General features: G+C 40.3%; 12 protein-coding genes and 1 pseudogene. 7 read left to right on the top strand and 6 right to left on the bottom strand.

The window, feature by feature from the left end; genetic code table 11:
• The first annotated feature begins 39 nt into the window (after nt 1-39).
• A complete protein-coding gene (gene cysB, locus CTN07_RS00575; protein ID WP_005299992.1) occupies nt 40-1014 on the top strand; it encodes an HTH-type transcriptional regulator CysB in 975 nt (324 codons plus the stop codon).
• 177 nt (nt 1015-1191) lie between these two features.
• Nucleotides 1192-2388: a methyltransferase gene (locus CTN07_RS00570; RefSeq protein WP_005299991.1), complete on the top strand. Its 1197-nt coding sequence runs from the start codon at nt 1192-1194 to the stop codon at nt 2386-2388.
• A 141-nt stretch (nt 2389-2529) separates the two neighbouring features.
• On the opposite strand, the gene CTN07_RS00565 is transcribed toward CTN07_RS00570, so the two are convergent.
• Together CTN07_RS00565 and CTN07_RS00560 are read right to left on the bottom strand one after the other, a co-directional pair.
• The gene (locus tag CTN07_RS00565) at nt 2530-4506 is read right to left on the bottom strand and encodes a putative bifunctional diguanylate cyclase/phosphodiesterase (protein ID WP_005299989.1); all 1977 of its coding nucleotides are present in this window, start codon (nt 4504-4506) and stop codon (nt 2530-2532) included.
• A gap of 236 nt (nt 4507-4742) precedes the next feature.
• Nucleotides 4743-5966, bottom strand: a pseudogene (locus CTN07_RS00560) (aromatic amino acid transport family protein); the annotation flags it as partial.
• 337 nt (nt 5967-6303) lie between these two features.
• On the opposite strand from CTN07_RS00560, the gene CTN07_RS00555 reads away from it, so the two are divergent.
• The 4 genes from CTN07_RS00555 to adiA all read left to right on the top strand — a co-directional run bounded on the left by CTN07_RS00555 (nt 6304) and on the right by adiA (nt 12680).
• Complete coding sequence (locus tag CTN07_RS00555) at nt 6304-7518, top strand: CinA family nicotinamide mononucleotide deamidase-related protein (RefSeq protein WP_005299986.1); 1215 nt, start codon at nt 6304-6306, stop codon at nt 7516-7518.
• A gap of 286 nt (nt 7519-7804) precedes the next feature.
• Nucleotides 7805-8680: an META domain-containing protein gene (locus CTN07_RS00550; protein WP_005299984.1), complete on the top strand. Its 876-nt coding sequence runs from the start codon at nt 7805-7807 to the stop codon at nt 8678-8680.
• Nucleotides 8681-8977: 297 nt separating this feature from the next.
• A complete protein-coding gene (gene potE, locus CTN07_RS00545) occupies nt 8978-10318 on the top strand; it encodes a putrescine-ornithine antiporter (RefSeq protein ID WP_050787768.1) in 1341 nt (446 codons plus the stop codon).
• Between the two features lie 70 nt (nt 10319-10388).
• Entirely contained in the window at nt 10389-12680 is a 2292-nt protein-coding gene (gene adiA, locus CTN07_RS00540) for an arginine decarboxylase (RefSeq protein ID WP_005299980.1), read from the top strand.
• 47 nt (nt 12681-12727) lie between these two features.
• Here the strand turns inward: adiA and yfaE are convergent, their stop codons facing one another.
• The 4 genes from yfaE to ubiG form a co-directional block, all read right to left on the bottom strand.
• A complete protein-coding gene (gene yfaE, locus CTN07_RS00535) occupies nt 12728-13018 on the bottom strand; it encodes a class I ribonucleotide reductase maintenance protein YfaE (protein ID WP_036764080.1) in 291 nt (96 codons plus the stop codon).
• The gene (gene nrdB / locus CTN07_RS00530; protein WP_005299979.1) at nt 13015-14148 is read right to left on the bottom strand and encodes a class Ia ribonucleoside-diphosphate reductase subunit beta; all 1134 of its coding nucleotides are present in this window, start codon (nt 14146-14148) and stop codon (nt 13015-13017) included. The genes yfaE and nrdB overlap by 4 nt, the downstream gene beginning before the upstream one ends.
• 46 nt (nt 14149-14194) lie before the next feature.
• On the bottom strand, nt 14195-16462 hold the full coding sequence (nrdA, locus tag CTN07_RS00525) for a class 1a ribonucleoside-diphosphate reductase subunit alpha (RefSeq protein ID WP_005299977.1): 2268 nt from the start codon (nt 16460-16462) through the stop codon (nt 14195-14197).
• A gap of 485 nt (nt 16463-16947) precedes the next feature.
• On the bottom strand, nt 16948-17658 hold the full coding sequence (ubiG, locus tag CTN07_RS00520; protein ID WP_005299976.1) for a bifunctional 2-polyprenyl-6-hydroxyphenol methylase/3-demethylubiquinol 3-O-methyltransferase UbiG: 711 nt from the start codon (nt 17656-17658) through the stop codon (nt 16948-16950).
• A 660-nt stretch (nt 17659-18318) separates the two neighbouring features.
• Here ubiG and gyrA point away from each other — a divergent pair.
• On the top strand, nt 18319-20940 hold the full coding sequence (gene gyrA, locus CTN07_RS00515; RefSeq protein ID WP_005299973.1) for a DNA topoisomerase (ATP-hydrolyzing) subunit A: 2622 nt from the start codon (nt 18319-18321) through the stop codon (nt 20938-20940).
• Nucleotides 20941-20986: the final 46 nt, after the last annotated feature.

The raw sequence follows: 20986 nt of genomic DNA, 5'->3' as shown, positions 1-20986 counted from the left end.
AGATGGTAGTCAGATAACGGATTATAAGTAGGCAAATGCATGAAATTACAACAACTCAGATATATTGTTGAGGTGGTAAATCACAATCTCAATGTATCTTCTACCGCGGAAAGTTTGTATACCTCTCAACCTGGGATCAGTAAACAAGTCCGACTGTTAGAAGATGAACTAGGCATTCAAATTTTTGAACGTAGTGGTAAACATCTCACTAAAGTGACACCTGCAGGAGAGGAGATCGTTCGTATTGCACGTGATATTCTTTCTCGGGTTGAAAGCATTAAATCTGTTGCTGGTGAACATACCCATCCTGAAGTCGGTACATTAAACATTGCGACTACTCATACTCAAGCAAGGTATGCATTACCTGATGTGATCCAAGGATTTACCGCTCGTTTCCCTAAAGTTTCGCTGCACATGCATCAAGGAACACCGTCACAGATTGCTGATGCGGTAGCGAAAGGGACGACAGATTTTGCGATTGCAACCGAAGCACTGCATCTTTATCAAGATATGATTATGTTGCCTTGTTATCACTGGAATCGCTCTATAGTGGTACGTTCAGATCACCCGCTGGCGAAAAAAGAGAAGATCAGCATTCATGATTTAGCCAATTATTCTCTTGTAACTTATGTCTTTGGTTTCACCGGACGTTCTGAACTAGACAGTGCTTTTAATCGAGCGGGACTCACCCCTAAAATTGTTTTCACAGCAACGGATGCTGATGTGATAAAAACCTATGTAAGATTGGGTATTGGGGTTGGAGTGATTGCAAGTATGGCAATGGATGATGAGCGAGATCAAGACTTAGTTGCGATTGATGCCAGCCATATTTTTGCTGCGAGCACCACGAAAATTGGGTTTAAAAAAGGCTCTTTCCTTCGTACTTATATGTATGATTTTATGGAAAGATTCGCGCCGCATTTAACTCGAAATGTGGTTGATCAAGCCATAGCCTTAAAATCAAATGCAGAAATTGAAGAAATGTTCTCGACCATGGAATTACCAGTTCGTTAACCAACGGCAGAGCGTTATTAGTTAAGCCTTATCAAAAAGAATCGCCGCTATCTAAATTATTCTCTTTGAACCTCGCATCTTGAGGTTACTTGGATATACAGGTATCGGCGATTTTTATTTAATAGCATCTTGAAGTCAGTTAGGTATAGAATACGCACCTTATTTTTTGGGGGCAGTATGGCTAACTATTTTGATTCTTTTTCACATCTAGATGAACTATTAACCCAAAGCCGTTGTTTTTGGCAGTTTATGCCATTTTCTCAATTGGATTATCAGTGGCGAGAAACTTATCCAGAGTTGTGTGAATGGTTAGAAAATCTATCTGAAGCACAATTAGCTGAATATCAAAATAATGCTGAGTTATTAGCCCATACTCTTAAAAAATGGATCCCGCCAAGTGTCGAGCTATTTAATGCAACCTCATTAGCATTTTTACCGCAAAAAGAAACCGAGTTACCTCGTGGTAGTGATACGGGGATTCCTGGTCGTAAATGGCAGCAAATTACAGCATTTACCAGTGCGCTACCTAAATTAGGTTTACCGTGGCTAGAGTGGTGTGCTGGTAAAGGTCATTTAGGTCGTGTACTTGCTCTTTCTCACCAGCAACCAGTCGTCAGTCTTGAGTGGCAAGATCAGCTATGTATTGATGGCGAGGCAATGGCGCAGCATTTAAATTTGCCGATAACTTTTGTCCAAGCTGATGCATTTGCTAAAGAGAGCCAACAGCATATTAAAACAGAACAACATGCTGTTGCGCTTCATGCATGTGGTGATTTACACACCTCACTATTGCAACATTGTGCCGCAAAACAAGCCGCAGCCGTTTCAATTTCGCCATGTTGTTATCATCTAATTCGTAGTGATTTTTACCAAATGTTGTCTGAATATGGTAAGAAGACCCAACTGCAATTATCTAAGCACGATTTACGTCTGCCATTGCAAGAGACGGTTACTGCAGGCCAACGAGTTCAAGCTCTGCGTGAGACAGAAGTAAGTTTTCGATTAGGCTTTGATGCACTGCAGCGACATGTTCGAGATGTGGATGAATATTTATCGGTTCCCAATACCCAAAAGGCACTTTTTAATCAGGGGTTTTCTGCTTTCTGTCATTGGGCGGCGGAGAAAAAATCAATCAATTTAGCCGGACTTGATATTGATTATGATTATTGGCTGGCAGAAGGGAAGCGTCGTTTTCAGATTTCAGAGCGAATGGAGTTAGTTCGCCAACTGTTTCGTCGTCCACTTGAAATGTGGCTGGTGTTAGATCGTGCGTGTTTTATGGTAGAACAGGGTTATCAGGTTGAGATTGGGCTCTTTTGTGAAAAGCCAATGACGCCACGAAATATTTTGATTAATGCGTATATATCAAAATAATGTCAGTATCTGAACTATCCATATATAACACTGTAATTCTAAATGCTTAGCGACAAATTCGCAGTTATAAAGATTTGAGTTAGATTATGCGGGACAGAGCATCCCGCATCATGAAGTACGATATATTTCGATAAGAAAAGTTTAATGAATGGTCGGGTTATTGATATCCAAATCGTGACACAGTGAAAATTGGCGCTCTTCAATTGTCTGCGGTGGCATTGGATGACCCAGATAATAGCCCTGACAGTAGTCAAAGTTACATTGACGCAAATAATCCAATTGCTGCTCCGTTTCAACACCTTCTGCTACAACTTTTAAATCCAATTTCTCACAGATTGCTTGAGTAGCTTCAATGATGGCTTGGCTTCCTTTGTGTTCGCCTTGTACAAAACTACGATCCAGTTTTACTGTGCTGATCGGAAGATCTTGCAGTTGCGATAATGATGAATAACCCGTACCAAAATCATCCAGATAAAGCTCAATACCTAATTCAGCTAATTCGGTTAAACATTGTTTCGCATCTGAATAATCTTGCAGCATGGTTGATTCTGTTAATTCTAAAGCCAGCTGTTTAGGATCGATCTGGTAAGCGTCAAGGCAAGCTTTAACTGACTGTACTAAGCCAGTTTGAAGTTGAGCTCGCGACAAGTTAACACTCATAATGAACGAGTGATCGTATTTTTTCTTCCATTCAGCCAGTTGCCGACACGCTGTTTTTAATATCCATTGACCCAGTGGAACAATTTGCCCAGTCTCTTCTGCTAAAGGGATAAATTCAGCCGGGGATATTTGGCCTAAGTCATCGTCGTTCCAGCGAATTAATGCTTCAAAGCCCTTTAGTTTCGCTTTTTTAAGGTCAACAATTGGCTGGTAATAAAGCTCAAAGGCATTGGCATTTAAAGCCAGAGTGAGATGGTGGCGTAAGATCATTTTTCGATAAAGCGCATCTGCCATATCGGGTGAAAAATGGTGGCAGCAGTTACGGCCGCGTAATTTCGCCCGGTGCATTGCCATATCAGCTTGAGTAACAAGAGTATCGATATCTTGTGCATCTTCTGGATAATTGGTCGTGCCTACTGTGCAACCAATAGAGAGTTCGCCAACTTCTTTAAGATGAAAGGGCTTGTTGAGTGCCGTAATGACTTCTTTAGCAAATGCACAAGGTGTTGTAATGTTACGTCGTTCGACATGAATCAGAAACTCATCACCACCAAATCGAGCCAGCAAACCGCGATGCTGAATAACTTGACGTAGACGAATTGAAACCGCTCGAAGTAACCGATCTCCCACTGCGTGACCATAAGTATCATTAATCATTTTGAATCCATCAAGATCCAAAAATAATAGGCTATACGGTTGTTTTGTATGGTGAGAAATTTTTATGGCACTAGAGATCCCGCGTCGATTCATCAACCCGGTTAAAAAATCATGCTCTGAGTTATATTTAGCTTGGCGTAGCTTTTCCCGTTCAGGGCTGATATTGGTTAGCTGTAATAGCAGTTGTTGTTGCTCTTCAAGCCATTTGCCTTCGATATGAAACCAGAGATGTCGTTGACCTGTCCAACACAGTAATTTTTGGTCTACGATTCTATTTTGTTGTGCGTTCTCAAGAAGTTGTCTAGCTTGTGCAATATCACCAAGAAAAGAGGCTAAATCATTAACACATTCCCCAAATTGGTGGCTAAAGGCTGCGTTGGTACTAACTAGTTGACCTGATTGATTAAACAGTAAGGCAAGATTTGAACATTCAGAAAAGGCGAGATCTCGGCGAAGTGTCGTTTCGTTAGCTAGAACTTCAACTAACATACCAATACGACCATCTGAAAGGGGAATGCCAGAAAAGATACAAAGATATTTTTTTAGGACTTCATGAGGGGTAAAGCTCCACCATGTTTTGATGGTTTTACCTCTGGCAAAGGTAGCTTTGTAATCGACTAAAGTTGCTTCAACGGCTGCTGACATGTCAAAACTTAGGTCGCGGCTTGTCAGCTCACTTAATGACTTGGCTTCCCACAGTGGTAATGATTTTTCATTGGCCCAAATAATCTTTTTATTATCAATATCAAAAATCCATACAGGACACTGAAGATTATTAAAAAGTGTGTATTCTTGGTTCATTACCGAGATCTTGCTGTTTATATACGGTTTGCAGAGAGTAACGCAAAAAAAATGAGATATATATCAAAAATTAAGAAAAGCGTGACATTAATTCCTTTTTTAAAAAAAGTTAAATTAACATCTTTAATTAAGCCATAAATAGTGGAAAAGATTGAATGTTTTAAGCAATTACACCGTTCAAAATAGTGTAATTGCTTATTTTTACATTTGTTTGGTGGTTATTAGTACAGTGATACTTAACCTAACTTCGGAATTATGCCAACTATTTGAAGAAGTTGCGATAGGATTATTATTACACCAATTACAATAACGGTGATTAATGAAAGTTTGCCTCCCATTACTTGATAATCCGAAGTATTTTCTTGAGTTGAGGTCGCTTTTTGTTTTCTCTGTTGCCACACCATCGCTACAGGTAAAAATATCGCTAATATCACCAGAGCAATAGCAGCATAGCCTAGTGCCATAATGAAGCCCTGCGGGTAAAACAGAGCAAAAGCTAGTGGTGGAATAAAGGTAACGCAAGCTGTTTGGACTCGCCCTGCTAATGTTGCTTTACGACGTAGAGTATCCGCTAAAAAGTCAAATAATCCTAAGCTAACACCTAAAAACGAAGTGGCTAAAGCAAGATCTGCAAATAGTGATACTGACTGACCAACAAGTGGATTATGTAGGCGTTGACTTAGCGCATTAATAAATTGAGTAAGATCAGTATTCGCTAAAAGTTCGCTTTGGCTCAAGATGCCTTGTGTCGCCAGTTGCCATAATAGGTAAACAATTAGAGGTAGGGCAGAACCAAAAATCATCACTTTTTTTAGATTTGGGATATTTAAACCTAAGTAGCGAACAATGGAAGGAATGCTGCCATGGAAACCAAACGAAGTGAACACTACTGGCAGAGCTGAAATAATAAGTCCTTGTTGCATTGGCATCTCAAGTAAATTATGACTTTTAACTTGAGGGAGTAGAAGTGCAAGCATGACCGCCATTGCAATGATCTTTGCGGTAAACAGTACTCGGTTAACGATATCGACTGAATGTGTGCCAATTGCGACTACACTTGCAATCACAAAAGTAAAAACAACAGTAGCTATTTGTGGTGCAATATCAACATGCAAACTCTGTATTTTTTGATGCAGCTGTGCACCACCGCCTGCAATGTATGCCGCACATAAAGCATAGAATAAAAATAGCATTGCACCACTGGCAATGACTTGACCTTTGCGACCTAATAATTTGTAAGCTAGAGTGTGTAAAGTCGCTGATTTATCGGCATATTGGTGAACTTCTAACATGAGAAGTGCGGTGTAGGACATTAATGCCCACATACCAATCATAATAAGTATGGATGTAGTAAAACCTAAGCCTGCAGAGGCAAGAGGAAGAGCAAGCATACCTGCACCAATAGTTGTGCCGGCAATAATCAGCATGCTGCCAAATGTTTTATTAAAAGACATGAAAAATTTCTCCCAGAAAAATTGAGTTGTTTGGGAGGTGTGGTATCAATATATGCATATACACCTGTGGTCGCTCCCTATCGAATGACAGTCTGGCCACAATGGCGTAATCGAGATGAGTGTTAAGAAATGTTTACACCTGATTAGCCATCGTGGCTATCGATAGTAGGTGTTAAAAATAGAAATGTTCACTGATGGTATTCTCATAGTTATGAATGATTTTTTATCGAAAAGGTCATTATTTCCGAATAAGAAACACATTAACGGTAGAATATTTTACTGTCAACCCGTGTTTTATTGATGTAAATAATTATTTACACGTAAAAATATAGAAGGATTTAAGATGACAAAGATTGCGATGATCAGTACTGGTGAAGAAGTGCTGTATGGGGATATTGTGGATACGAATGCCAGTTGGTTATCGCACCATTTATGTCAATTAGGCTTTACAATGGCGTATCGGTCAACAGTTGGTGATAATCTTGAATCCATTTGCGAAGAAATTAAACGCATCAGTAAGCTTGTGGATGTTGTTATCGTTAATGGGGGATTAGGGCCAACAACGGATGACCTAAGCGCTCAAGCGGCAGCTAAAGCTTTGGGAGTACAGTTAGAGTTAAATGAAGCTTGGGTAGAGCAGATGCATCTTAAATTCCAACAGATGCAATGTGATATGCCAAAGAGTAACCTCAAGCAAGCAATGTTACCCTTAGGGGCAGAGCTGATTGATAATCCAGTGGGTACGGCTTGTGGTTTTTGTATCGAGTTAAATCATGCTCGTGTGTACTTTACTCCTGGAGTGCCCCGTGAGTTTAAGCATATGGTTGAAACTCAAATTGTTCCTAAGTTGCAACGTTTTTATTCCTCGGCGGAAGCTAAACAAGTCGAGCGTATTTATACTTTTGGCTTAACGGAATCTGGTATCAGTGATGTTCTGGATCATTGGAATTTACCAGAAGGGTGTGAGCTTGGATATCGTTCAGCCTTACCTTTTATTGAAATTAAGCTATTCCATCGCAATAACAAAACAGAACAAATCACAGCTTTTAAAGATGCCATTATTGATAAATTTCAAGCCAATGTTGTCTCTGTTGACCAATCTCTGCTGGATGCTTTATCTGAGCAATTAACTAAGAAAAAACAGACGCTGAATGTGTCAGAAGTCGGCATAATGGGGACATTGGCGTACCAATTTTCTCAACACGAAGGCATTGCAAATCTTCTGATAAATAGCCGTTGTTCATACCACTTAGTGGCACCAGTAGAGCTCTCTGTATTAGTGCAACAGTTACAAAAAGAGGTGTCAGAGCAATTAGAGGATATCGGTCTTTATATTTATGCAAATAATGATAAATCTTATACTTTGGCTCTTATTACACATCAATATCAGAAATTAATTAGGGTAAAACCGTATCGTCAATACAATATAAAGAACCAATCGATATTAATAGCTACATTAGTACAAATTATGTTGCTGAATTATTTATTAGGCAACGGTGATATTGATGAATATTTAAATTTCGAATATTTGGGCGTTTTTGAAACTGAAATAGATTAAAAGACTATTTTGGTATTGTTGATGCTTTTGGGGAATTTTATAACGTTATGATTTATAAAGTGGTTATTGGCTTTTTATCTTTGTATTGTCAGGGTGGTGTTAAATTAAATATTTTTTCATTTTAAGCTTGAAAACAGTGTTCGAATGCTAGAAAGTATATAGCAAATGCACTTCGTATTCGTATTTATATGATATGGTACAAAGAATAACACACAGGTTTAGCCATCATGGTCTAGCTAGTTGATAATAGAAGTGCAGAACTAATTTATCCGTAAAGGGAAATGCTATGACATTTAAAATGAAAAAAATTGCACTAGCTTCTTCAGTTGCTCTATCCGCTCTATTTCTACAAGCATGTAACGATGCAAAAGCTCCTGAGCAACCGACATCGGTAGAACAACCTGCTGCAGTTTCTCAAGCTGTAGACACAACAGCTAAGGCGCAAGCAATGAAAACTCTAGATGTGAATGTAATTTACTTAGATCGTCGTATGCTACCACCAGGTGCGGAACTGACAGTTGTACTCGAAGACGTGTCAAAAGCTGATGCGCCTGCTGACGTGATGGCTACCGAGTCAATGAAGCCTGCTGGTGCGCCTCCGTACGCTGTAGCACTAAAATATGATGCTAATAAGCTTGCAGAAAAGCACCGTTATAATGTGCGTGCAACAATTAAGATGAAAGATCAGTTAATCATGACTTCAACTGAAGCACTAGATCCATTTGCTGCTGATGTTAAACAACCAGTTGAAGTGAAATTAACTCGTGTAACGCCGGCTCATAACTCAGTAGAGAAAGCTGCGGAGCAAAAGGCGAATGCATCATTTACTAATACTTATTGGAAACTGATGACACTCGACGGTAAAGAAGCTCAGCTTGGTGCTGGTGACAAAGAGCTGTTTGTTCAATTTAATGATGATGGCCTAAAAGGTTTCTCTGGCTGTAATAGCTTTATGGGTACATACCAAGCTAAAGAAGGCAAGTTAACTCTAGGTCCTGTTGCTGCTACACAAAAAATGTGTGTGAAGGGTATGGAGCAAGAAGGTACATATCTAAAAGCAATCAACGAGATGGCAAGTTACTCTGTGACTGGTGAAACACTGACTGTTAAAAATAATAAAGGTCACGTTGTTGCAACATTTGAATCTCGCTACATGAACTAATAGATTTATTGAATTCTTATTAAAAAGAGTCAGTTTTTACTGGCTCTTTTTTTTATTTAAACCTTACTAATAATGTGTGTATTAAATTTAATACATTTAAGTTATTAAGATATTTGCGCAATATAAAACCGCCATCTAAGCTTTAAATCAATCTTAAAAATTTAACATATATGAAACATGTTTTTAGCATTAATTTGTTTTGATTGTTTAAATTTTAAGGGGATTTAATTATCGATTTGTTCATGAGTCAGTTCTGTAAAAATCTTTCTTTTGACAAACATTATTTGGTAGGTATTTATGAGTTCACAAGGTAACAAGATGGGCCTAATAGGGCTTACTACTATTGTGACCGTTAATATGATGGGATCCGGTATAATATTACTGCCATCAAGTCTAGCGGAAACGGGTGGTATTGCATTATTAGCCTGGGGTGTCACTGCCATTGGTGCATTATGTATTGCGTATGCATTTGCAAAATGTGGAATGTATTGTACTGAAGATGGCGGTATGTCTGCTTATTCACAACGAGCACATGGTAAATCCAGTTTTTTTATTGCCTCTTATACTTATTATGTGTGTCTTGTTATTAGTGCAGTTGCAATTGCAGTCTCCACCGTTGGGTATTTAGAAACCTTTATTCCATGGTTAAAAGAAACGCCAATACACACTTTTGTTGGTGTCGTGGTGGTGCTTGTTGTGACTATGCTTGCTAATGTGCGCGGTGCAAAAATAACAGGTAGTATTTCATCGGTTACGGTGTGGGGTATTATCATCCCAGTGCTTGGACTTTCTGTGATTGGTTGGTTCTGGTTCGATCCTAAGCTATTTGCTGAGGCTTGGAATCCTCATGATGTTACGACCATGACAGCAATAGAATCTGGCATCTCATTGACTTTGTGGGCATTTCTTGGGATTGAGTCGGCAGGGGCTAACTCTGGTACAGTTGAAAATCCTAAGCGAAATGTTCCTCTTGCTTGTATGCTTGCAACACTCTTTTCTGCCATTACCTATATTGCTTCAACAACGGTGATACAAGGTATTGTTCCTAATGCTGAACTTGCAAAATCTGATGCACCATTTGGTTTGGTATTTGCCATGATGTTTGATTCAACAGTAGGCAATATTATTACGTTAATGGCTATTATTGCTTGTGCAGGTTCATTATTGGGCTGGCAATTTACTAATGCTCAGGTATCTAAAGCTGCAGCAGATATGCGTTTATTCCCTAAAGTATTTGGTGAAGTTAATAAACATGACGCGCCAATTAAAGGCATGATGATTATGCTGGTTTTGGAACTAGTATTAGCCGTTATGACTATTTCTCCAACGCTGCTAAAACAATTTAACGTGCTGGTCGACTTAGCTGTATTTATTAATATGGTTCCATACATTCTATCGTTAACTGCTCTTGGTATTATTTTGCGTCAGGCAAATGTTGGGGCGAAAGAATATAGCACAAGTATGATATTTGGCTTTGTTGCGGTGGTTTACAGTATATATGGTGCGTACGGAACAGGTAAAGAAGCCGTATTTTATGGAACCATCATTACTTTATTTGGTTATCTATTCTATGGCTTTATTGCTAGCCGAGATGAATATGAAAAACATCAACATCAGGCAACTCAGTCTAATAATTAAGTAACTGTCTAGTTTTCTATTACTTAATTTAATTGTGGTTTTAATTCAAGGTAAGAATTAGGAATCGATTATGGGAAATTATGGTAAACAAAAACACGTACTTATATTTAACGATAATCTTAAAACTGGTGTAATTGAAAATGCATTACATCGATTATTAGATGAGTTTGCTACGGAAGGGGTGAAAGTTTCTGTAGCCACCTCTTTTGATGATTGTTACTCAATGCTTAATGCCAATATTGCCATTGATTGTTTTATGTTGACTTCGCAAATGACAGGGCAGCAAGCAGAAGAGAATGAAAAGTTCTTCCAGTTAATTGATAAACTCAATCGTCGTCAACAAGGTGTTCCTGTATTTCTTTTAGCGGAAAGGAAAAAAATCACCTTGTCAGTCAGTCGTGAGTTGATGTCTCGGGTTGATGAGTTTGCGTGGATTTTAGAAGATACCGCTGATTTTATTGTAGGTCGTGCTGTTGCTGCTATGGAGCGTTATCGTGATCAATTGTTGCCTCCGTTAATGGCTGCGATGATGAAGTACGATGATGTTCATGAATATTCATGGGCAGCCCCTGGGCATCAAGGCGGTGTTGGTTTTACTAAAACACCAGCAGGCCAACGTTTTTACAGCTATTACGGTGAAGGTATTTTTCGTACCGATATGGGGATAGAGCGGGGCTCGCTAGGTTCTTTACTTGATCACACGGGGTATTTTGGTGACAGTGAAGCCTACGCTGCTGAGGTATTTGGTGCTCATCGCTCGTATTCTTTAGTAACGGGCACATCTGGTGCTAACCGAACAATCATGCAGATCTGTATGAAAGAGAACAGCCTTGCCATTTGTGATCGTAACTGTCATAAGTCGATTGAGCAGGGATTGATGCTATCGGGAGCATTGCCAGTCTATATGGTTCCTACTCGAAATCGTTATGGCATTATTGGTCCCATTTACCCTGAACAAATGACAAAAGCTGCGATACAGAAAACAGCAAAAGAGAGTCAACTTACCAAAGATCATGCCGATCAAGCGGCAACATATGCGGTCATTACTAACTGTACCTATGATGGCTTGTGTTATAACGCAAAGCGAGCGCAAGATATTTTAGGTGAGAGTAGTAATCGCCTCCACTTTGATGAAGCATGGTACGGCTACGCACGATTTAATCCTATTTATGAAAATCATTTTGCGATGCGTGGCGATCCTGTTGAATCAGACAATGAACCTACCGTCTTTGCCACACACTCAACTCATAAGTTGTTAAATGCATTGTCACAAGCGTCATGGCTTCATGTTAGACATGGTAAAGACAGTATTGATTTCCAGCGCTTTAACCAAGCCTATATGATGCATGCGACAACATCACCCCTCTATGCGATTAGTGCTTCAAACGATATTGCTGTATCACAGATGGCAGGAAATCGAGGCTATTCTCTAACTCAAGAAGTTATCCGTGAAGCTGTTGATTATCGTCAGGCAATGGGACGTTTATATCGAGAGTTTGAAGCCGATGGTGATTGGTTCTTTAAACCTTGGAATGCTGAAACAGTCACTGACCCTGAAACGGGCAAGACGATTGCTTTTGAAGACGCCGCTCCAAATCTGCTCGCTGAGTCTCAAGATTTCTGGGTAATGAAACCTGGAGATAATTGGCATGGTTTTGAGGATATGCCTGCTGATTGGTGCATGCTAGATCCTATTAAGGTCAGTATTCTAGCCCCTGGGATGGGAGATGATGGTAAGTTACTTGATACAGGCGTACCTGCGGCATTAGTTACGCAATACCTTACACGTTTTGGCATAGTTCCTACGCGTACCACGGATTTTCAGGTGATGTTCTTATTCTCGATGGGGATCACCAAAGGTAAGTGGGCAACACTGGTGAATACGTTACTAAGCTTTAAAAAGCACTATGACAATAACACACCTCTTAAATCGGTTTTACCTCAATTAGCCAATGATCATCCTGAAGTTTATGGGCATATGGGCCTTAAAGATTTGGGAGATAAGATGTTTAAATATCTTAAAGATCATGTGCCATCAGAAAAACTCAATGCTGCTTATTCAACCTTACCTGAGGCGGTCGTGACTCCTCGCGCTGCATTTGCTGAAATCATTGATAATAATGTTGAAATGGTTCCATCTCATGACTTAGCTGGCCGTGTTGCTGCTAATGCTGTGATTCCATATCCACCGGGTATTCCGATGTTAATGTCAGGAGAGAGTTTTGGTGATGCAAGTAGCCCACAAATCGGTTATCTGCGCAGTCTTGAAGTGTGGGATAAAGAGTTCCCAGGTTTTGAGCATGAAACAGAAGGAACCGAAGTAGAAGACGGTGTCTATCATGTGATGTGTATTAAGAAGTAAGAGATAAGCTTAATCGTTAGCTTGTGCTTCAACATCAAAAAGACCGCTTATTCTGCGGTCTTTTTGATTTCTGTAAAAGTGAGCTGATAGTCAAATTCAATCTCAATATGGCTTTTGGGTTTTGAACAACAAGATAAAATCTCATTAGGTCCAATAAATGCCATGCTGTCTTGTTGATCTACTGCTCCAGATTTGAGTTTGCAACGGCAAGCGCCACACATTCCATTTCGGCATTGGTATTCTGGTTGTAGCCCGGCTTGTTCTAATTGCACGAGCAACGGTTCACGACTGTTGCCGTGAACCTCAATACCATTAACCTTAATGGTCAGTGAACTCATAGTTCAAAGTCACCTAGATCGTCAACACTTACATCATTATCGATCTGACCAACAAGATAAGAACTGATTTCTGCTTCTTGTGGCGCAACTTGGACATTATCTGATGATAACCAAGAGTTGATCCATGGGATTGGGTTTTGAGTCGCGCCAGTGTATGCGTGCTCAAGGCCAACTGCGTTCATACGTAAGTTAGTAATATATTCTACGTATTGGCAAAGAATATCTTTATTAAGACCAATCATTGAACCGTCTTTAAATAGGTATTCTGCCCATTCTTTTTCTTGTTCTGCTGCGCGCTTAAAGATATCAAAGCATTCTGCTTCACTCTCTTTAGCAATTTCAGCCATTTCTGGGTCATCATGACCATTGCGTAGCAAGTTAAGAATATGCTGAGTACCTGTTAGATGAAGCGCTTCATCACGGGCAATAAGCTTAATGATTTTCGCATTACCTTCCATTAACTCGCGCTCTGCAAAGGCAAAAGAACAAGCAAAACTCACATAGAAACGAATAGCTTCTAGTGCGTTAACGGACATAATGCATAGATATAGCTTTTTCTTTAGATCGCGTAGATTGATGGTGATTGTTTTACCATCAACCGTGTGCGTACCTTCACCTAAGCGGTGGTAGTCGTTTGTTGCGCTGATCAATTCATCATAATATCTTGAGATATCACCGGCACGTTTGATGATGTATTCGTTAGATACAATATCATCAAATACAATCGCAGGATCATTAACGATATTACGAATAATATGCGTGTAAGAGCGAGAGTGGATAGTTTCTGAAAATGACCAAGTTTCAATCCAAGTTTCAAGCTCTGGTAGAGAAACAATAGGAAGCAGAGCTACGTTTGGACTGCGGCCTTGGATTGAATCTAGTAGCGTCTGATATTTTAAGTTACTGATGAAAATGTGTTTTTCGTGATCGGGCAGATTATTGTAATCGATGCGGTCACCCGATACGTCCACTTCTTCTGGACGCCAAAAGAAGGAAAGCTGTTTTTCAATTAATTTTTCGAAAATCTCAAACTTTTGTTGATCGTAGCGAGCAACGTTTACTGGCTGACCAAAGAACATTGGCTCTTTTAGCTGATCATTATGAGTTTGACAAAAAGTGCTGTATGCCATCATTTCCTCGGAAATCAAAGGGGAGCTGAACGCTCCCTCTTAATAATTAGATTTTACAACTAGTGCAATCGTCTGCACCCATGTCGCCTTGGCTATCTGATGCACCATCACGAGTGTTATGGTAGTACAGAGTCTTAACACCGAGTTTATACGCTGTTAATAGGTCTTTTAGCAAGAGTTTCATTGGAACTTTACCACCAGGCTGACGAGATGGGTCATAGTTGGTGTTGGCTGAAATAGCCTGATCAATGAACTTTTGCATAATACCGACTAGTTGTAAGTAGCCATCATTGCCGCCGATGTTCCAAAGAAGTTCATAGTTGTCTTTGTACTTAGTGTACTCAGGAACTACTTGCTTCAAGATACCGTCTTTTGATGCTTTTACTGAAACGTAGCCTCGTGGTGGTTCAATACCATTGGTTGCGTTCGAGATCTGAGAGGATGTCTCAGATGGCATTAAAGCTGACAATGTTGAGTTACGTAGACCGTGAGTTTTAATTTCTTCACGTAGGGTTTCCCAGTCGTAACGTAATTCTGCACTGCAGATCTTATCGATATCTTTCTTATAAGTATCAATTGGAAGAATGCCTTGCGCGTATGTTGTTTCGTTAAACGCAGGACAAGCACCTTGTTCTTTTGCTAAACCAAGAGAAGCTTTTAGCAAGTAGTATTGAATTGCTTCAAATGCTTCATGAGTCAGGTTGTTCGCACTGCCATCTGAATAACGGACACCATTCTTCGCTAAGTAATAAGCAAAGTTAATAACACCAACACCAAGTGTACGACGATTCATGGTTGAACGACGAGCTGCTGGTAGCGGGTAGTCCTGGTAATCTAATAGAGCATCAAGGGCACGAACGGTCAGTTCTGCGAGCTCTTCCAGATCGTCTAGTGAATCAATTGCACCTAGGTTAAATGCCGATAGCGTACATAGTGCAATTTCACCATTTTCATCTTCAACATTGTTTAGTGGTTTTGTTGGTAGTGCAATTTCAAGACACAGGTTAGATTGGCGAATCGGTGCTACTGATGGGTCAAACGGACTGTGTGTATTACAGTGGTCAACGTTTTGCACATAAATTCGGCCAGTTGAAGCTCGCTCTTGCATCAATAGAGAGAATAGATCAATCGCTTTAACAGATTGCTTCTTAATACTCTCATCTTGTTCATATTGGGTATATAGACGCTCAAACTCAACTTGATCAGCAAAGAATGCATCGTATAGCCCTGGAACATCAGATGGTGAAAATAGCGAGATGTTTTCGCCTTTAATTAGACGGGTATACATCAACTTGTTGATCTGAACACCATAGTCCATATGACGAACACGGTTTTCTTCAACACCACGGTTATTTTTTAGTACCAGTAATGACTCAACTTCACGGTGCCATAAAGGATAGAACAGTGTTGCTGCACCACCACGTACGCCGCCTTGAGAACAGCATTTAACCGCAGTTTGGAAATATTTGTAAAATGGAATACAACCAGTGTGGAATGCTTCACCACCGCGGATTTCAGAACCCAATGCGCGAATACGGCCAGCATTAATACCAATACCTGCGCGCTGAGAGACGTAACGAACGATCGAACTTGCCGTTGCGTTAATTGAGTCTAGGCTATCATCACATTCAATCAATACACATGAACTGAATTGGCGGGTAGGGGTACGTACACCAGACATAATTGGTGTCGGTAGTGAAATCTTAAATGTTGATGCCGCATCATAGAAACGTTTAATGTAGTCAAGACGAGTCTCTTTTGGATATTTTGCAAAGAGACACGCAGCGATTAATACATATAAGAACTGTGCGCTTTCAAAGATTTCGCCAGATACGCGGTTTTGAACTAGGTATTTACCTTCTAGCTGTTTAACGGCAGCATAAGAAAAGTTCATATCGCGCCAGTGATCAATAAAAGTATCAATCACCGCAAATTCTTCTTCGGTATAGTCTTCAAGCAGATGTTTATCGTACTTGCCTTGCTCTACAAGGTGAGATACGTGCTTATAAAGTGTTGGTGGCTCGAATTGACCATACGCTTTTTTACGTAGGTGGAAAATGGCAAGGCGTGCTGCCATGTATTGGTAGTCAGGGGTTTCTTCAGAGATGAGATCAGCCGCTGCTTTAATGATGGTTTCATGAATATCTTCAGTACGCATGCCATCATAAAACTGAATGTGAGATTTCAGTTCAACTTGTGATACAGAGACATTTTCAAGTCCTTCTGCTGCCCAATCTAGAACTCGGTGAATTTTGTCTAGATCAAGTGTTTCTGTTCGTCCATCACGCTTAGTAACAGTTAGCTGTTGAGTCATTTTTAGTCTTATTCCCAGAAAATCCCATATACCGGTATATTTTGCAAAAATGCGATAAAAGTTAGTGAAAGATGTGATCTTTGTTACAAAAGCACACTTTTACAAAAACACTATATATAGGGGTGTTGAGCTTATTTGATTACAAGATAGTGTTGAAAATGGGTTTTGGCAAGATGGTATTTTTTGACCGCTTGTGGATAAGTTGGGGATTGGGGCAAAATAGTTAGTACCTACTGACTGATGTCCTCAGAGCTGTCAGTAACATAGAAAAATGCAACCATTAATTCAGCATCTTAGAGAGAAAAAAAATTTTTTTATATTGATTTTTCTGTTCTTTGTATTACTAGCCTAATTGCTTAATTATTGACTTTGTAAGGGGATTAACCAGTAACAACATGAATAATAAGAATCTGTATTTTTTAACCTAGGGCTTCGCCAATATTTGAAGCCCTATGATTACTGCATACCAGTCAGTTTAGTTCATTTTAAACTTGCTTAATCGTATGGACAATGTAGTTCACATCAACGTTAGTACCCAAACGATAGGTATTAGTTAAAGGGTTATAATGCAAGCCTGTGATGTGCTTATCTTGTAGCTCTGTTCGATCTATCATTGCCATCATTTCTGAAGGGCGAATGAATTTTTCGTGATGGTGAGTGCCTTTAGGAACAATTTTTAGCAGATGTTCTGCGCCAACAATCGCAAAAAGATAGGATTTGATATTACGATTTAGGGTTGAGAAGAAGACATGACCACCAGGTTTAACCATTTTTGCACATGCAGCAATAACCGAGGCTGGATCCGGGACATGCTCTAACATTTCCATACAGGTGACCACATCATAAGCTTGTGGGTTTTCTTCTGCGTGTTCTTCAGCGGTTGCTTGGACGTACTCAAGTTTTACGCCAGTTTCAAGAGCATGTAAACGTGCGACTGTGAGCGGTTCTTTACCCATATCTAGACCGGTAACATCTGCGCCTTCTACCGCCATACTTTCTGCGAGAATACCCCCACCGCAGCCGACATCGAGAACCTTTTTGCCAAATAAACCATCGGCTTTGTCGATAACAAAATTAAGACGAAGAGGGTTGATTTGATGAAGAGGCTTAAATTCGCCTTCAGGATCCCACCAGCGTGATGCCATATCTTCAAATTTACTGATCTCAGCGGGATCGACATTTAACTGCTTGGTCATGTTTATGCGCCATTTTTCCTTAAATAATGGCGCATTATGCGAAAATTAAACGCTGTTGCAAAGTAGATTGCACTTAGTTGTTCTCAGCCAGTTGTAATACTGCGATCTCGGGATTAAAAGAACCTGAGAAGACGGTTAACGCTGTAAGAATGAGAATTAGGATATATTTGCCGCCAAGTATGCATAAACCTAGGGTATTAATGATTGTGCTAAACATAATAACCTCACCAAATTAAGACAGTAAAAGGAGGGGTGAAAGTTAGTTCAACCGCTAAATGAAGTAACCAGACTCAGTATAGGGTTTTTATATAAAATAAGAGTGATGAAGCTCGTATTCGTATGAAATGCAAACATATTGATGCTTTATCATTAAGAACTTGAGTTACAATCGCATTTTTACAAATGGTTATAACTTTTGTACAGTGTTGTGACAAAGTGAGTAATTAGCTGTAATAAAATGGCTTTTGGATGTTTTTTGAACAAGCTATGTCAAAGTTTTCACAGAAGTGTCCTCAATTACTTGGGTTTTTTTAGATTTTCGCTAAATTACTCACAACATAAATCGTGAAAGGTGTGCCTATTGAGGCCGAAATATGCTATATTTTCGAACCTTAAACGTATCAAAAATACGATAGAAATTACCTGAGGGATATTGGCTCCATGAGCGATCTTGCAAAAGAGATCACGCCCGTAAACATTGAAGAGGAGCTGAAAGGCTCATACCTCGACTATGCGATGTCAGTTATCGTTGGTCGTGCTCTTCCTGATGTGCGTGATGGCCTAAAGCCAGTACACCGCCGCGTTTTATTCGCGATGAATGTACTGGGCAATGACTGGAATAAAGCTTACAAAAAATCTGCCCGTGTGGTCGGTGACGTAATCGGTAAATATCACCCTCATGGTGATAGTGCTGTTTATGACACTATCGTACGTATGGCACAACCGTTCTCACTTCGTTATATGCTGGTGGATGGTCAGGGTAACTTCGGTTCTATCGATGGTGACTCGGCTGCGGCAATGCGTTATACCGAAGTTCGTATGTCAAAAATTGCTCACGAGCTGCTTGCTGACCTTGAAAAAGACACGGTTGATTATGTACCTAACTATGACGGTACCGAGCACATTCCAGCAGTACTACCAACGAAAATTCCAAACCTGCTGGTAAATGGTTCATCTGGTATCGCCGTTGGTATGGCAACTAACATTCCGCCTCATAACCTAGGTGAAGTCATCGATGGTTGTTTGGCTTATATCGATAATGAAGAAATCACTATCGATCAGTTAATGGAATACATTCCTGGTCCTGACTTCCCAACTGCGGCAATGATCAGTGGTCGTAAAGGTATCATCGATGCCTATAAGACTGGTCGCGGTAAGATCTACATGCGTTCAAAAGCTGAGATCGAAGCAGACAAGAATGGTAGAGAAACCATTATCGTTACAGAAATCCCATATCAGGTGAACAAAGCTCGCTTGATTGAAAAGATTGCTGAACTGGTTAAAGAAAAGAAAGTTGAAGGCATCAGTGCACTACGTGATGAGTCAGATAAAGACGGTATGCGTATTGTTATTGAATGTAAGCGTGATGCTGTGGGTGAGGTGGTTCTAAACAACCTTTATGCACAAACTCAGCTACAAACAACGTTCGGCATCAACATGGTTGCACTGGACAATGGCCAGCCTAAACTGTTCAACCTAAAAGAGATGCTTAAGTGCTTCGTTAACCACCGTCGTGAAGTGGTGACTCGTCGTACTATTTTCGAACTTCGTAAAGCTCGTGACCGTGCTCATATCTTAGAAGGTTTGGCTCTTGCTCTGGCAAATATCGATGAAATCATCGAGCTTATTCGCCGTGCGCCAACACCAGCTGAAGCTAAAGCAGGCCTTGTTGCTCGTGGTTGGGAGCTAGGTAACGTTGCTGCAATGCTTGAACGTGCTGGAACTGATGCTGCTCGCCCTGATTGGCTTGCTGAAGAGTTTGGTATTCGTGACAATCTGTATTATTTAACAGAGCAACAAGCACAAGCGATTCTTGATCTTCGTCTGCACAAGCTAACAGGTCTTGAGCACGAAAAGATTCTTGATGAATACAAAACTCTATTAGAAGAAATCGCTGAATTACTGCATATCCTGTCAAGTGCCGAGCGCTTAATGGAAGTAATTCGTGAAGAGTTAGAGCTAGTTAAAGAGCAGTTTAATGATGCTCGCCGTACTGAGATCACAGCGGCAACTCACGATATCGATTTGGAAGATTTGATCAACCAAGAAGATGTTGTAGTGACTTTATCTCATGAAGGCTATGTTAAGTACCAAGTACTAACCGATTACGAAGCTCAACGTCGTGGTGGTAAAGGTAAAGCAGCAACTCGAATGAAGGATGAAGACTTCATTGAACGTCTGCTGGTTGCTAATACTCACGATACTATTTTGTGCTTCTCGACTCGCGGTCGTATGTACTGGCTGAAAGTGTACCAGTTACCATTAGCAAGTCGTACTGCGCGTGGTAAGCCGATTGTTAATATTCTTCCTCTTGAAGAGAATGAGCGTATTACCGCAATTCTTCCAGTTAAAGAATACGAAGCAGATAAGTTTGTCTTCATGGCAACGGCTGATGGTACAGTTAAGAAGACTCCTCTAACTGACTTTAGCCGTCCTCGTAGTGCTGGTATTATCGCGGTTAACCTTCGTGATGAAGATACACTGATTGGTGTTGATATCACAGATGGTAACAATGACATTATGCTGTTCTCTAAAGCAGGTAAGGTTGTTCGATTCAACGAAGGCCAAGTACGTGCTATGGGCCGTACAGCTGCGGGTGTTCGCGGTATCAAGCTGGCAGAGAGCGACAATGTAGTATCTCTGATTGTTCCTCACAATGATGGTGATGTATTAACTGTGACTGAAAATGGTTACGGTAAGCGTACAGAGCTTGAGGAATACCCAGCGAAGAGCCGTGCAACTCAAGGTGTTGTATCCATCAAAGTTTCTGAGCGTAATGGTTCAGTTGTTGGTGCGGTACAGGTACTTGAGGGTGACGAATTTATGATGATCACCAATGGTGGTACTCTGGTTCGTACTCGCGTAGCCGAAGTAAGCCGTGTGGGTCGTAATACTCAAGGTGTCACTCTGATCCGTACTACAGAAGATGAAAAAGTAGTTGGTCTACAACGTATTGATGAGCCGGATGAAGATGATATCATCGAAGACGCAGAAATCACCGAAGTAGAAAATACAGAAACACCAGCTGCAGATTCTGAGCAGGGCGATTCATCTGAAGAATAACGACTAACTTAGTATTATTCTCTAAATTAAACGCAGTCTTTGGGCT

Source organism: Photobacterium damselae, assembly GCF_003026815.1.
Classification (GTDB): domain Bacteria; phylum Pseudomonadota; class Gammaproteobacteria; order Enterobacterales; family Vibrionaceae; genus Photobacterium; species Photobacterium damselae.
Note: the sequence above shows the minus strand (reverse complement) of the source record. Positions and strands in the feature narration are given on the sequence as shown.

What these genes read in the sequence shown, in the direction of transcription:
- cysB (WP_005299992.1), top strand. Translation starts at nt 40, where the DNA reads ATGAAATTACAACAACTCAGATATATTGTTGAGGTGGTAAATCACAAT.
- CTN07_RS00570 (WP_005299991.1), top strand. Translation starts at nt 1,192, where the DNA reads ATGGCTAACTATTTTGATTCTTTTTCACATCTAGATGAACTATTAACC.
- CTN07_RS00565 (WP_005299989.1), bottom strand. Translation starts at nt 4,506, where the DNA reads ATGAACCAAGAATACACACTTTTTAATAATCTTCAGTGTCCTGTATGG.
- CTN07_RS00555 (WP_005299986.1), top strand. Translation starts at nt 6,304, where the DNA reads ATGACAAAGATTGCGATGATCAGTACTGGTGAAGAAGTGCTGTATGGG.
- CTN07_RS00550 (WP_005299984.1), top strand. Translation starts at nt 7,805, where the DNA reads ATGACATTTAAAATGAAAAAAATTGCACTAGCTTCTTCAGTTGCTCTA.
- potE (WP_050787768.1), top strand. Translation starts at nt 8,978, where the DNA reads ATGAGTTCACAAGGTAACAAGATGGGCCTAATAGGGCTTACTACTATT.
- adiA (WP_005299980.1), top strand. Translation starts at nt 10,389, where the DNA reads ATGGGAAATTATGGTAAACAAAAACACGTACTTATATTTAACGATAAT.
- yfaE (WP_036764080.1), bottom strand. Translation starts at nt 13,018, where the DNA reads ATGAGTTCACTGACCATTAAGGTTAATGGTATTGAGGTTCACGGCAAC.
- nrdB (WP_005299979.1), bottom strand. Translation starts at nt 14,148, where the DNA reads ATGGCATACAGCACTTTTTGTCAAACTCATAATGATCAGCTAAAAGAG.
- nrdA (WP_005299977.1), bottom strand. Translation starts at nt 16,462, where the DNA reads ATGACTCAACAGCTAACTGTTACTAAGCGTGATGGACGAACAGAAACA.
- ubiG (WP_005299976.1), bottom strand. Translation starts at nt 17,658, where the DNA reads ATGACCAAGCAGTTAAATGTCGATCCCGCTGAGATCAGTAAATTTGAA.
- gyrA (WP_005299973.1), top strand. Translation starts at nt 18,319, where the DNA reads ATGAGCGATCTTGCAAAAGAGATCACGCCCGTAAACATTGAAGAGGAG.